Origin of the sequence: Shewanella sp. ALD9, assembly GCF_002836315.1 — a bacterium.
Classification (GTDB): Bacteria; Pseudomonadota; Gammaproteobacteria; order Enterobacterales; family Shewanellaceae; genus Shewanella.
The window spans coordinates 394,630-408,612 of record NZ_PJCD01000003.1 but is presented as its reverse complement, the minus strand read 5'-3'; the positions used below and the strand labels follow the sequence as shown (position 1 = coordinate 408,612).

The 13,983-nt window shown below is 39.8% G+C and carries 10 protein-coding genes; 4 read left to right on the top strand and 6 right to left on the bottom strand.

The annotated features are described in order from the left end of the window. Nucleotides 1-132: 132 nt before the first annotated feature. The 3 genes from CXF88_RS09465 to CXF88_RS09455 form a co-directional block, all read right to left on the bottom strand. Nucleotides 133-1,428 carry a carbohydrate porin gene (locus CXF88_RS09465; protein ID WP_101086617.1) on the bottom strand — a complete coding sequence of 432 codons (1,296 nt, stop codon included), beginning with the start codon at nt 1,426-1,428 and terminating at the stop codon, nt 133-135. 734 nt (nt 1,429-2,162) lie between these two features. Next, nucleotides 2,163-2,852, bottom strand: coding sequence for an LrgB family protein (locus CXF88_RS09460; RefSeq protein WP_101086616.1), 690 nt, complete (start codon nt 2,850-2,852; stop codon nt 2,163-2,165). Nucleotides 2,853-2,876: 24 nt separating this feature from the next. Beyond that, the gene (locus CXF88_RS09455) at nt 2,877-3,314 is read right to left on the bottom strand and encodes a CidA/LrgA family protein (RefSeq protein WP_101086615.1); all 438 of its coding nucleotides are present in this window, start codon (nt 3,312-3,314) and stop codon (nt 2,877-2,879) included. Nucleotides 3,315-3,420: 106 nt separating this feature from the next. Here CXF88_RS09455 and CXF88_RS09450 point away from each other — a divergent pair, with 106 nt between their 5' ends. Beyond that, nucleotides 3,421-4,332, top strand: coding sequence for a LysR substrate-binding domain-containing protein (locus CXF88_RS09450; RefSeq protein WP_101087201.1), 912 nt, complete (start codon nt 3,421-3,423; stop codon nt 4,330-4,332). Between the two features lie 186 nt (nt 4,333-4,518). Here the strand turns inward: CXF88_RS09450 and CXF88_RS09445 are convergent, their stop codons facing one another. Next, complete coding sequence (locus CXF88_RS09445; RefSeq protein WP_101086614.1) at nt 4,519-4,845, bottom strand: hypothetical protein; 327 nt, start codon at nt 4,843-4,845, stop codon at nt 4,519-4,521. Between the two features lie 399 nt (nt 4,846-5,244). Here CXF88_RS09445 and CXF88_RS09440 point away from each other — a divergent pair, with 399 nt between their 5' ends. Further along, nucleotides 5,245-6,711, top strand: coding sequence for a DASS family sodium-coupled anion symporter (locus CXF88_RS09440; RefSeq protein WP_101086613.1), 1,467 nt, complete (start codon nt 5,245-5,247; stop codon nt 6,709-6,711). A 180-nt stretch (nt 6,712-6,891) separates the two neighbouring features. On the opposite strand, the gene CXF88_RS09435 is transcribed toward CXF88_RS09440, so the two are convergent. Then, nucleotides 6,892-8,523, bottom strand: a complete 1,632-nt coding sequence (locus CXF88_RS09435; protein ID WP_101086612.1) for a methyl-accepting chemotaxis protein — start codon at nt 8,521-8,523, stop codon at nt 6,892-6,894. 534 nt (nt 8,524-9,057) lie between these two features. Between CXF88_RS09435 and CXF88_RS09430 the strand changes: the two genes are divergently transcribed. Both CXF88_RS09430 and yidZ read left to right on the top strand, forming a co-directional pair. After that, the gene (locus tag CXF88_RS09430) at nt 9,058-10,308 is read left to right on the top strand and encodes an MFS transporter (RefSeq protein WP_101086611.1); all 1,251 of its coding nucleotides are present in this window, start codon (nt 9,058-9,060) and stop codon (nt 10,306-10,308) included. Further along, a complete protein-coding gene (yidZ, locus tag CXF88_RS09425; RefSeq protein WP_101086610.1) occupies nt 10,283-11,257 on the top strand; it encodes an HTH-type transcriptional regulator YidZ in 975 nt (324 codons plus the stop codon). The genes CXF88_RS09430 and yidZ overlap by 26 nt, the downstream gene beginning before the upstream one ends. Before the next feature lie 200 nt (nt 11,258-11,457). Here yidZ and CXF88_RS09420 read toward each other — a convergent pair whose 3' ends face one another. After that, the gene (locus tag CXF88_RS09420; protein ID WP_101086609.1) at nt 11,458-13,602 is read right to left on the bottom strand and encodes a GGDEF and EAL domain-containing protein; all 2,145 of its coding nucleotides are present in this window, start codon (nt 13,600-13,602) and stop codon (nt 11,458-11,460) included. Nucleotides 13,603-13,983: the final 381 nt, after the last annotated feature.

Sequence of the window (13,983 nt, the reverse complement as noted above, 5' to 3'; positions counted from 1 at the left end):
TGAAAACGTTACCTCTGTATTTAGCCTTGCGTTTATTCATCTATAATCGAATCTAAAACATCTACAATAACGGTTACTTATATTAGCGTTAATTTAAGCTGTTTTAGAGTGCATGTTGTATTTCAGCTTTAGTTAAAATGCAATATCACCTTTGAGAGTGACAACCCAAGCATCATTATTCTCACTGATACCACCTGGATTATGTATGTACTGAATTTCAGGACGAATAGCAGAATACTTAGTCACTTGAAATTTGTAATAGCTAGCAATGACCGTCTCTGTTTCCTGGATAGGCATATAAAGTGCGTGATTGTCATTATAAAGCTGAGCGCTATCAGCTATGCTATCGTTCACATGTAGGTATTTAGCGGCTAAGCCCCATTTATCTGTCGGACGAGCAGCAAATGGACCTTGATAATTCACCCCTAATGCCAATGATTTATCCACAGTAGTGATATCTTGATCGTTCAACGTCCCCATAAGGAACACACTAAGACCGCGGACAGAATCACCATCTACAGCAGTAACCTGTTGCTCTGCGACAAAATAAGCGCCAGCTTTACTGTCATGTTGACGTGCTTTGCCACCATCAATAATCAAGGGATTACCATCTTGATTGTAGTAAAGATCTTCACCTCCAACGGTATCATGCCAATAACCCAGTTTATAAGTACCTGGTAAGTCATTGAGGTTGGGCATCCAAGCAAGTTCTACAGGAATCGTCACTCCCAAAGTGCCATGAGGACTGCCCAAATTAAGATTTTGACTGTTTTTAAGCCAGCTTGGGTTCATTTGGTAAACCCCGGTCTTTACATACCATTCTGGCGCTAGCTGATACTTGACGACACCCGCCCATTGGCTTATAGGCCAGTTGTAAACCGTGGAATTAACATTACCGAATTGGGATCCACAGAATCCAAGATAGGCAAATTCACATTGGAAAGCACCAAATTCAGCGCCAACATTCATACGGCCTAACTTAATATTGAGGTCGCCACTAAGTAGTTTTTGCTCATAATAAAACTCAGAAATACGGGTCACTCTGCCGCGGCCAAACACTTCTATAGATTGCATTAACTGGCCGATTTCAGCTTGATCATTAATATTCTGGCTCTGCCCACCTCTATTGGTCAGTGACAAATGGAAGTTGGCATCGGACAAGTCTAATAATTTTTCGAGGTCGAAGTTAACACCAAGAACGGTTTGATCTGCATAACTAGTGGCATGATGTTGGCCACCTGTTAAGTTGCCTCCGGTTTCGAAGGTATAACCTAAGCTAACGTCGATACCGGCATTATGCATCTGGCTTCGGATACCACCAATATCACCGAACAAATAGTTATCCGCGGAGAAATTTTCGGCTTGTACTGAACTACTGCAAATAATTAACAGTACTGAGGCTGTTATGAGAGAATTTATACTTTTCATTGAATACTTCTTTTAGTCAATTGGAAAGCGCAATGCATCGTCAAAAATAAATGCACTATTTGATGTAGCAAAATCGTTATTTTGTTTAAAAAAAATAGTAATTACAAAACGAGAATACAGTAATTAATTTACATACCAATCTGAATGTGTTGATTATGAGCGCGTGATCTCATGTTGAAAATTGCCACTGTTCTTTCAGACACTCTTGAATTTAGTTGGCTTTTAGTTTGCATAACAAACAATGTTTCTAACGCAATATAGATTCTAGTGGGAGCGCATAGATGAACAGGATTGCCAACGGATACGTTGGCAGAAAAACTCACTTGGAAGGAGTTACAGGTGCTAGTGAGGCTATACAGGCCGATGTGAGATGGAGTGATGGAGTGATGGAGAGTTTGCGGTTATGAGTACCACTTACAAAGAATAAAGCGCAACCTTACATCTGAGGCCATATCATCATGCCAAATATGTGGGTTTTATTGCTCTTATTGCGGACGATATTGATTGACTGATTAACCTGGGCAGTTAACTCACCAACATAGGTGATGAAAGCATCAATCCGAGTAGGTTTATCTATCGATTTGATTCGATTTTGAAGATGCTAATAACATCAACATTGCGCCATAATGTACATAAAATTGCATTCCAGCGCGGTGACGAGTGAGCAAGAACTCTATATTTCCATCGAAGGGAAAGTCTTTATCGCGTAACGATTTGTCGAAACAAATATGAGATTAATTAAACAGTAACGCAAATAAAGGCGCGGTTATCACCATGGCTATGCCAGTAAAAATCATGGTTAAACTTGCGACGACGCCTTCTTCTCGGCCAATTTGATTCGCTTTAGCGGCTCCTGCGCCATGGGCTGACGCGCCTAATGATATACCTCGTGCCAAGCTGCTTTTTATGTTGGCAGCTTTAAAAAGAGGATCGCAAATGAGCATACCCATAATACCTGTCACTAACACTAACATTGCGGTTAATTCAGGGACGCCACCAAATGCGCTTGTAGCTTCGATAGCAAAGGGAGTTGAAACCGATCTTACAATTAGGCTTTTAGATAGTTCTGCCGGCATATGAGTGAAATGGAGAATCAACCATGATGAACCAACGCCTAAACATAACCCCACTAATACGCCAACACTTATGGTTAACGGATAACGTTTAATCAGAGCCCTTTCTCTATAAATTGGCACTGCAAATGCAATAGTCGCAGGCGCTAATAACGCGGGTAGCCAATGGGTAAATTGAAAATAATCGACCAATGGAATTTGAAATATCACTACAGTCAACAAAATAATAGTAGGGGCTAAAATAATGGGGGCGAACCAAATGCGTTGCTGGCGTAAATACAAGCGCTTACTAAAATAATAACCGACTAACGTGAGTAATAAACACAATACACCTAATAACGAACTATTCATTGTTACACCCCATTATATTCAATTTTAAACAGCACGTAAGCGCTGAGATGTAATGCTGTTTAAACGTTGCTGACGTTCAAATTTAAATAGCTTATCGACAATAAACGCAGTACCCAATAACACACTCGTACTCGCCAATAACATGCACACAATCAACTCTGCACCATAACTTTCTAGCAATGACTCATATTTTGTAATGGCAACAACTGGAGGAATAAAAAATAACAATAAATCGCCAATTAACCAGCTCGAACCTTGTTTGACGACTTTCTCAGGGATCCATCGGCAAGACAATAATATCAACAATACGCCGAGGCCAATCACGCTTCCTGGAATAATCGAATGAACAGAATAAGCAACCCATTGACACAACCAAGCAAAGAAACATAGGCCGCTGACTTGGATGATTAAGGTTGTTTTGCACTTTAAAAAGGCACTATGACCAGTGAATAGAGATAACATTTAGTTTCACGCAATGGTTATTTAGTTGATATGCGGAGTTTACCCTTGCTTAATTGATAAAAAAAATGAATATTAATGATTGATTACATCACTTTTGGTTATGACATTGGATCTTAAAGCACTGCACTATTTCACTGAGGTTGTTAATGCTGGCGGTTTCGCTAAAGCATGTCACACAGCATTTGTGACTCAACCTGCCCTCTCAAAAGCAATACGCTTACTGGAAGAAGAGCTTGATATGATATTGCTAGAACGCGGAAAGCGTGGCTCGCAAATCAGGCTAACTGAAGCAGGGAAAGTAGTTTATCGCCATGCCTCAAAGTTAATGGAAGCCCGTCAACTGATGATGGCTGAACTGGATTGTTTACGTAATTTAAGTGGTGGTTCACTAAAATTAGGGCTAGCTCCATTAGGCAGTGCAGAGTTATTTGCCCCTGTGATAGCTCAATTTAGACAACAATATCCGAGTATTGAGCTGCAATTATTGGTGCGCGGCGGTATAGAGCAAACGGCAGCCTTACACAAAGATGAAATAGAACTTGCGACAGGGATTATTGATTTCGATGATGAGTTTTGTGGTATTCGTATTCGCAATGAGTCAATGGTGGTTGTATTACCCGCAGGCCATAAACTTGCGAGTAAAGAAACGTTACAGTTAAGTGAGCTTGATCAATTGGCCCAAGTGATGTTTGAGCCAGAATACGCCTTATATGAGCTAGTGCTTGAAGCTTGTGCCAAAGCGGGATTTAAACCCCAAAATATCACTCGAGTCAGTCATGCTGATTTTGGCATTGCACTAGTCGCGGCTGGCTCTGGAGTAATGATACTGCCAAAAATTATTGCTGAACGATACCGGGTCGAAGCGGTTGTGAATGTCCCCTTAGCCAGTGAAGATTTACGCTGGGAGTTATCATTGTTTTGGCGTAAGCAGAAACATCTATCATTTGCGGCTCAAGCAATGATAAAGCTTATTAAGCAGCATTTAAGTCAGCTAGAAAATAAACCTAAAAACGAGTAAAGCAGCAGCGTTACGCATAATGTTTATCGAAAGCAACTAGCCAAGATTTTATCAACCGAAGAGTCAAAATAATTTAGATACAATTGCACCTAAGCCGGTAGCAGAGGTTGGTGTTGCTTTAGATGGGCTGTTATCTACCGTTAACGTATAGGTCCCCACAAAGTCATCAATGTAGCCAGGGGGCATTTATGCGTAAGAAGTAACAGTAGGTTCAACATGCAGCTCATTACTAGCAGACCAATAAGGCGATGTATGGTTAGGCATACCATTGGTTTCAATAACAATGTTCGTGCCACTGAGCACCACATTGACGTTGTTATCATCAAACTCATAGTACGCAGTATGTAAAATGCCACTGCCTAAATCTTCTGTTCCCGTATCGGTGCCGGTATCGGTTGAACTGGTTGCATCTGTTACATCGGTGCTGTCTTCAGAACCGCCACAGCCAGTTAACCCCAAGGTTAATGCTAAGGTGATGGCAAGAGTAAGCAAACTTAAAGGTGAAGAATTCATGTCATATCTCATAGGTGTAAATATAAGATAAAGCTTAACAATGAAATGTGTAGAAACTACGCAGAAATTATGAATAACCAGCAGTTTTGTATATACCAATGTTAATGAGGTTAAAAAGCCCTCCAATCGCCAAATTCGATAAAAATAGCATTATCGGTGTAATCATATATTGTTTTTCTAGCCAATTAGTCACGTCAATCAACACAGCCAGCGAGTCAATAAACAATTGAGTGGAACACTAATATGACACATATCAACAATGAGAATAACTTCACAAATTTAAATATCACAAAGACTTAGTATCAAGTTACTGCTCCGATCCGCTTTAACAATTGACCAAATGATAACGACATTTATTGTCATTGCTAAAGGTGTATTCTCAAACCTAAGGATACTGCAATGAAAACTACCGACATCCGAATTGTTCCAGGTCTGATTTCAATTGCGATAATTATATTTCTTTGGTTCATCGTCCCCTCACCGGAAGGTGTGTCGGCCAATGCCTGGCATTTATTGGCTTTGTTTATTGGTACTATTGTCGCAATTATTGGTAAAGCGATGCCTATTGGGGCTATTGCCATATTAGCCATTACACTCGTTGCATTAACAGGCGTAACCAATGACAAGCCAGCTGATGCCATTAAGGATGCCTTAAGTGGATTTTCAAACTCACTGATTTGGTTAATTGGTATTGCGATTATCATCTCACACGGATTAGCTAAAACAGGTTTAGGGAACCGTATTGGCTATTACTTTATTGCTTTTTTTGGGCGAAAAACCATTGGTATTGGCTATGCGTTAGCGTTATCAGAGCTGGTCATTGCACCTGTCACACCCAGTAATACGGCACGAGGCGGCGGAATTATTCACCCTATAATGAAGTCAATTGCAGCGAGTTTGGGCTCGTCTCCAGAAGAAGGAACATCACGCAAAATAGGCCATTATCTTGCCTTAGTGAATTATCATACCAACCCCATTACCTCGGCAATGTTCATTACCGCGACTGCACCTAACCCATTAATAGTCAAATTGATTGCTGATGCCACAGGTGCAGATATCAGTATTACTTGGGGCACATGGGCACTGGCAGCATTATTGCCAGGTTTGCTTTGTATTGCGCTGATGCCACTGGTTATCTATGCGGTTTACCCCCCAGAAATAAAGCGCACGCCAGACGCAACAGCTTACGCTAAGTCAAAGTTGGCTGACATGGGCCCTATGACTTTTGCTGAAAAAATCATGGTGAGTGTGTTCTCGCTATTACTGATCTTATGGGCAGGAGTACCTGCCATGATATTAGGGGCGGATTTTGCGGTTGATACCACTGCAGTCGCATTTTTAGGCTTATCCATTTTGTTAATTAGCGGGGTACTGAGTTGGGAAGATGTGCTTAAAGAAAAAACCGCTTGGGATACCGTGGTGTGGTTTTCAGCATTAGTCATGATGGCAACGTTCTTAAATAAGTTGGGATTAGTCGATTGGTTTTCTGGTGTGGTTGAAACCAATATCGCCCAAATTGGTGTCAGCTGGATGATTTCAGTGATCATATTGGTGGTGGTTTACTTTTATGCACACTACTTTTTTGCCAGCACCACTGCGCACATTACCGCCATGTTTGCAGCATTCTTCGCCGCTGGCATCGCATTAGGTGCCCCACCTTTATACCTAGGTTTACTCCTTGCAGGCGCATCATCTTTAATGATGTCGCTCACGCATTATGCCACTGGCACCTCACCGATTATCTTTGGCTCCGGTTACGTATCAATGGAAGACTGGTGGGTAATGGGCATTATTATGAGTGTTGTCAATTTAACCATTTGGGGTGTTGTCGGCGGACTGTGGTGGAAAGTACTTGGTTATTGGTAAGGTTGAGATAGAAATAAAATCAGCCTGTGCTTAAGCCATATTGATAAAGCCAAAAGTTGATTAAACCTAAAATTGATAAAGCCAAAAGTTAATTAAACTCAAAATTGATTAAATTAACGCTGACAAATAACATGAGTGATTTGTCAGCGTTAATCTGTAACCCTTTCACAGAACGAATAACTATATTTCGGTCTTAAACTGCTTTACATTTAACTCTAAGCTTTTAGCAAGCTCTTCAAGTTGATAACTGGCCGCGGTAATTTTACCGGCTTCTTGCTGAGCCAATAATGCTGAATGAGTAATTTGAATAAAGTTTTGATTTATATCCGCAGCAACCACAGACTGCTGCTCTGCGGCTGTGGCAATTTGGATATTCATATCGCTTATTTTAATTACCGATATATTGATAGCCTGTAATGATTCTCCAGCGTTTTTAGCTTGCTGAACACTACTATTGGCTTGCTCTTGACCTTCGTTCATAACAGTCACTGCTTTAACAGAACTGGCGCGCATGCTTTCAATTACAGCTTGGATTTGTCTTGTTGATTCTTGTGTACGCTGAGCAAGATTACGCACTTCATCAGCAACAACGGCAAAACCTCGGCCTTGTTCACCTGCACGTGCAGCTTCAATGGCCGCATTTAACGCCAACAAATTAGTTTGTTCAGCAATACCTTGAATCACATCTAACACAGATCCAATTTCTTTACTGTCTTGTGATAGTAAATCAATGATCTGTGCCGCTTCACTTACTTTAACGGCTAACGCATCAATATCAGTCTGTGTTTTAGTCACTTCAATCTGACCAGCATTAAACTCATTTGTGGCCGTTTGTGATAGTAGCGCAGCTTCGCTGGTATGGTTTGCCACTTCTGAAACGGTACTCGACATCTGGGTGATCGCTGCAGCACCATTATCGGTCGCTAATTTTTGATTATTGATGAGGTGTTCGTTTTGCTTTGCCGTTTGGTATAAATCTTTAGACGCCGCAAGTAACTTATTTGCGGCCAACATGGAATTTTGGGTTATGTCGGTCAGGTTAATGGTTAAATCCTGCACTGCACTTAATATACTCTGAGAAGAATTAACGGTTAATTTTACCGTGAGATCACCTGAAGCGATTTGTTGAATCACATTGGCAGCATATTCCGGCTCGCCGCCAATAATATTTTTTAAGCGCTTTACAGAAGTTAACGCCACCATACACCCAATAAATAGTGCAATGGCGGTTACAACGAGCATCACCGACTGAAAACTGGTTGTTTGCTCACGCGCTGCTGAAACTTGTTGTTGAATCTGCGCTTCTTGATAATCAATTAACTTATTAATTCTTTTTAGCCATTCGCTATATAAAGGTGAAACTACCACTAATAGGTGCTCTGTCGCAGCATCATTACGGCTCGAATTAACCATCTGTAACAAGGTTTCAGTAGCCGCTAGCGTGGTCACTTCAATGTCTTTAATCGCTTGCAGTAAGCTTAACTCTTCATTGCTGTGCTGCACGTTGGCATACATAGTATTAAGTGTTTTTGCAGCTGTGAGATAAAACTGTTTAAGACGATTAATGTCATTTTGATGCTGTTGTGACAGTGAAGCATTATTGACTAATACGGCATCTCGAATTGAAATGGCTCGATCATGCACACTGCCTCTAAAATTAATCGCTTGGCGCTGTTCAACTGCTGTCTGCTCTGACAATTTGGTTAAATTATTGTCTGCGATACTTATTTTGAGTAAACCAAACAAGGTTATACCAACCATAATGACCAGTAAACTTGCAAAGCCAAAGTAAAGACGGCTTATTATTCTCATTATTAAGACCTTTTGTGTAATTAAGTGTATTGGTACTTTTCGGTAAAATTTGAAGCGTAAAATTGAGTCAGTAAAATTAAAAACATGAATAACAAGCACTAAAGACAACGGCTATCGACAATTGACAATTGACAATTGACAATTGACACTTTGATTTTTAAGGTGATAACTAAAAATCAACTTCTATCATTAATGGTATAGTTGATGCTCAACAGTTTTCGGACTCCATGATGAATAAAGACCGGAGCATCGTTTCAATAATTTCAGCAAACCTTTTTTACGGCCTAATCTAAAGAGTGAGCGTATAAAAACCGCGAGCTCGATTGAATAAAGCTCTAAAATCAGCAAACTCAATACGCTTAGCGATGCTCCGTAGCTCACTTTTTATTAAAGCTTTTCGATCAATGTATTTAAAGTCATCAGATTCAAATCAATCAACAAGATGTCGTAAATAGAAATACCTGTTGTCAAAATGGCAACTCGTACCTACAAACCTTTCAATCTATTATCCTTGCAACATTAAGTGAGGGTTTTATGACTAGATTTATACTGTGTAGCTTCGCGCTGGTTCTGCTTTATCCCACTGCAATTGACCTTTATTTAGTTGGTTTACCACAAATCGCCAAAGACTTAGGTGCAAGTGAGTCACAACTCCATATCGCTTTTTCTGTGTATTTAGCGGGTATGGCCACAACGATGGTATTTGCCGGTAAATTATCAGACGTTATCGGCAGACGACCCATAGCAATTACTGGCGCTATTATTTTTACATTAGCTTCGTTCATGGCCAGTACAGTAGAAAACAGCCAATCTTTTTTAATCGTCCGCTTTATTCAAGGTATTGGCGCTGGCAGTTGTTACGTGGTCGCGTTTGCTATTTTACGTGACAAGCTGGACGATAAACGCAGAGCAAAAATATTATCTATGGTCAATGGAATTACCTGCATCATGCCCGTTATCGCCCCGGTGATTGGTCATTTGATCATGCTTAGCCTTCCATGGCCAAGTCTGTTTATTACTATGGCAGCCATGGGTGGAGTGGTGTGTTTAATGTCAGTATTTGTTTTAAAAGAAACCAATACTACACGCCAATCATCACGAGCTAATGTAACAACAGTCGAAACAACTGATCCATCGACAGCCCACCCCTTCACTCAATCAACAACTCAACCCACAACTGCGACAGAATCCTTTTACCAACGATTCTTTTTAAGCCGACTACTCATTAGTGCCATTGCCGTTACAGCAATTCTTACGTTTGTAAATGTATCGCCAATGTTGATCATGAATATCATGGGCTTTAGTCGCGGCGAGTATTCAATTGCGATGGCATTAACGGCACTTGTTAGTATGCTCACCTCATTTGCTATGCCATTGGCGTTGTCATATATCAAGCAACGTAGCTTGATGCTGGTATCTCAATTATTATTTGTGTCTGCCGCAATCATCCTCGGGCAGACTCAACTCAGTGCCGATAGCCAATTTATCAGTCTATTTGGTCTTAGTCTTATCTGTGCAGGATTTTCAATTGGGTTTGGTGTGGTAATGAGCCAAGCGCTTAGCCCCTATCGTTATCGAGCGGGTGTCGCCAGTTCTATGCTCGGAGTGGCTCAAATTTGCAGTTCAGCTTTGTATATTTGGCTATTAGGCTTGCTTGGTATAAGTGCATTGAATATGCTGATATTAATATTGTTAATGGGTGGCGTTATCAGCGCTGTTTTAATAGTATTCATTCCCTCACCACTGCCGAGTATTTCCAATGAAGAAATCATTAGCACGCCTTGATCTAAACTTGCTGATCACTCTGCAATTGTTATTACAAGAATTAAGCGTCACTAAAACAGCAAAAAAACTGAACGTGACGCCGTCAACGGTGAGCAAATCTCTCAGCAAGTTACGAGAATGGTTTGACGACCCTTTGTTTATAAAAACACCTCATGGATTTAGCCCAACGTCACTCGCCATCAGTATGGAACAAGAGCTTGCTGACTGGTTACAAGTCAGCAGTCAAATACTCGCAAAACGCGGCGATGAGATCCCTAATGGTGTGCGCTTTAATCTTGCGATGGAATCGCCATTACTACTGACGATGTTTAATCAACTTACACAGCAAATTTTTCAGCAGTATCCAGATGCTAAAGTCAAAGTTCATAACTGGGACTATGACTCAATTGAGGCGATCATTCGAGGAGAAGTCGACATTGGTTTTACAGGCCGAGAGAGCCACCCAAGATCAAAAGAATCGATTAAACTTTTACCCTACTTTATCAATTACGAAGTATTATTTACCGACCTCCCCTTAGTGTATTTACATAAAGATCACCCAGCCTTAAAAGAAGATTGGAATATTGATACTTTTGTAAAATACCCACAAATTAACATCACATGGGAAAAGTCAGACACCTGGGCATTAGATGAAGTGTTAATAGAAATGGGCTTAAGCCGTAATATTGAATTAACCATGGCCACGTTCGAACAATCTTTGTTTATGACAGCTCAGTCTGGTCACAACATGATTACCACTGCACCACAATATTGTCAGCACTACTGTCGTAATATACACACAGATTTAGTGTGTTTACCTATTCCGGTAGATAAAGCATTACAAGATAAATTGATGATTCCCTTCACCATGATTTGGCATAAACGAAACAATCAAAATCCAAAAATAAAATGGTTAAGAGATGCGATAAAAGCCTTATATCGAGACCTTAATAATACCCACTTGCGTTAGTGTAGAGATACAAGTGGCATAGTTATTTTGGCCACCTAAATAGAGGTGATATTATTATCTCGTACATGACTTTAGGTGAACACATGAGATCGATAACCTACTACTTTATAAGCGCAGATGACGGTTACAGTTGTTGAAAAATAGCTTTCATATGATTTTCACACAAAGATCAACACACACTAAAGACTAACTCATAACCCTCATTTACAAATCCAAGGAGGAGACGTATTCCATAAATTAATCCACTCAGGGATTGAGCTTGCTGGCATTGGCCTTGCTATACCGAAACCTTGTGCTAATTGACATCCCATTTTGAGTAATTGCCGACCATGCTCTTGGGTTTCAACCCCCTCTGCTATCACAGAACGACCGAAGGTCTTCGATAATTCAATGACACTTTTTACAATGGCTTGATCATCCATATCATCTAACATGTCAATGACAAAAGATTGATCTATTTTTATAACATCAGTCTTTAACTTTCTCAAATAGCTTAAAGATGAAAACCCCGTACCAAAATCATCTAACGAAAAACGTATCCCTAACTGTTTACATTGACTAATAACCTCAGCGATGTGCTGAGTATCTTTAATAATACTGGATTCTAAAATTTCAAATTCAAGCTGACCCGCTTGAAAACTCGTGTTGAGAAATAAGATTTCATTTAATTGTTTAATGAAATCTTCATGCTGAAGTTGTAATGGACTGACATTGACACTGATAGGTATAACTATTCCTAAGCGTCGCCATTCATTATGCTGCTTTATTGCCTGGTCAATTACCCATTTACCTAACTCAATTGCTAGAGGCTCTTCTTCAATGTAGGGCAAAAAGCGAAAGGGTGACAAAAGACCTTCTGTCGGATGTTGCCAACGAATAAGGGCCTCTAAACCTATAATATCATTAGTTTCCATATTAATTTTTGGTTGGTAGAATAACAAAAACTCATTGTTATTAAATCCATTGCTTATGTATTCTAACTCTCGATACTGGAGTTTTATCGCTACATCATTTTCAAAGTCAAATTCATGAATGCAATTCTTTCCCTGCTCTTTAGCCCTATACATAGCCTGATCAGCATGACGAATAAGTATGTCTGGGTAACTATTATCCTGTGGGAAAAATGTCACGCCAATACTCACCGTTATAGAAAGGCGCTTATTTTCAATAATAAATATTTCTGTAATTGAAGAAAGTATTCGCTGTAATATTTCTGTTGCTTGATGATGACAGTCTAAATCATCAAGAATCAAAACAAACTCATCGCCACCAAACCTGGCAAGAGTATCATCCTCTCGTATTGCAGTTTTAAACCTATTTGCAACAAGGCAAAGAAACTCATCTCCTATATCATGACCGTAAGCATCATTTACCTCTTTAAAGCCATCCAAGTCTAGGAAGGCTATAGCTATTTGTTTGCTATTACGCTGCGCTTTGATAAGCGCTTGCTGCATTCGATCAGCTAACAAATTTCTGTTTGGCAAATGTGTTAGTGGATCATAGTTGGCTGCAAACTTTAACTTCTCATTTACTTCTTTTAATACCTGATTACTTTTTTCAAGTTTCCGTTGATTATTTTTCTCGTCGGTAATGTCTTGAAATATACCACTTAATTTTTCAGCAACACCATCGACATACGTGATATGACAAGTCGTTCTAACGTCAATCTTTCGTCCTTTGGTGGTATAAGTTTCAAGCTCTAAGTCGTACTCTTCGCCAAGTTGAATCGCAGCATCAAGCGCTTCTTGGAATAATTTTTTGGAATCGGGTAATAAATAACTTACCCCCATTTCAACGGTAGGAATATATTCTTGCGGAGTTGTTTCATAAATTCTGTAAGTTTCATCTGTCCAAATCAAGTCACCGTTATGCAAGTTGAGTTGCCAGCCACCTAGCTTGCCTATCTCTTGAGATTCTCTCAATAACTCGGTTGTGGTTGCAAGTAGTTCTTCCTGCCGCTTACGAAAGGTTATTTCTTGGTGCATGCCAATCATTCGTGTCGGCTTGCCTTCAACATCCCATGCAATAGCTTTGCCTGTAGACAATACCCAAACATAATGACCGCTTTTGTGTTTCATACGAACTTCTAACTCACAAAGTTCGCTTTGGCCTTGACAATGGTAATCATAATTTTTAATTGCCCTAGGCAAATCATCTGGGTGCAATACATCTAGCCAAGTTTGGTAATCAACAGGCATTAACTCCGATAAGGTATACCCTATAATCTCAGCCCAACGTTCATTACAAACAAGACCATCATTTTCAACACGCCAATCCCAGACGCCAACATTAGTCGCATCTAAAACTAACTCATTAACCTCTTGGCTTATCGTATTCTTGTGCATGGCCTTTATACTGTTTGGGATAAAAAGTTATGGATTAATCAGCTTTTGTAAATAAGAACTTTTTGCCTTTTAATCAATCACAAAAGTCTACTTATTACTGTTTTTTAACTTCAATACTAAAACAGTTTTAACGAACAGATATTCTTTAATATAAGGTAAGCTTGATTAAGTATCAAAGCAAATCACTTAGTTAATGAGCGAAAAAAATATTAATAAAACGAAAAACAAAATGAGATTAGAGCTTCAATTTTTTACACTATATCCAAGACCTAAACGGTAGAAAAAAACTGTGCCACCCATCCTCTGAACAAGTAACATAGCTCATTTCCATTGCTTTGGCGACAGCTCTGCTCGATGTACTCAATTCATCAACTTCAATCG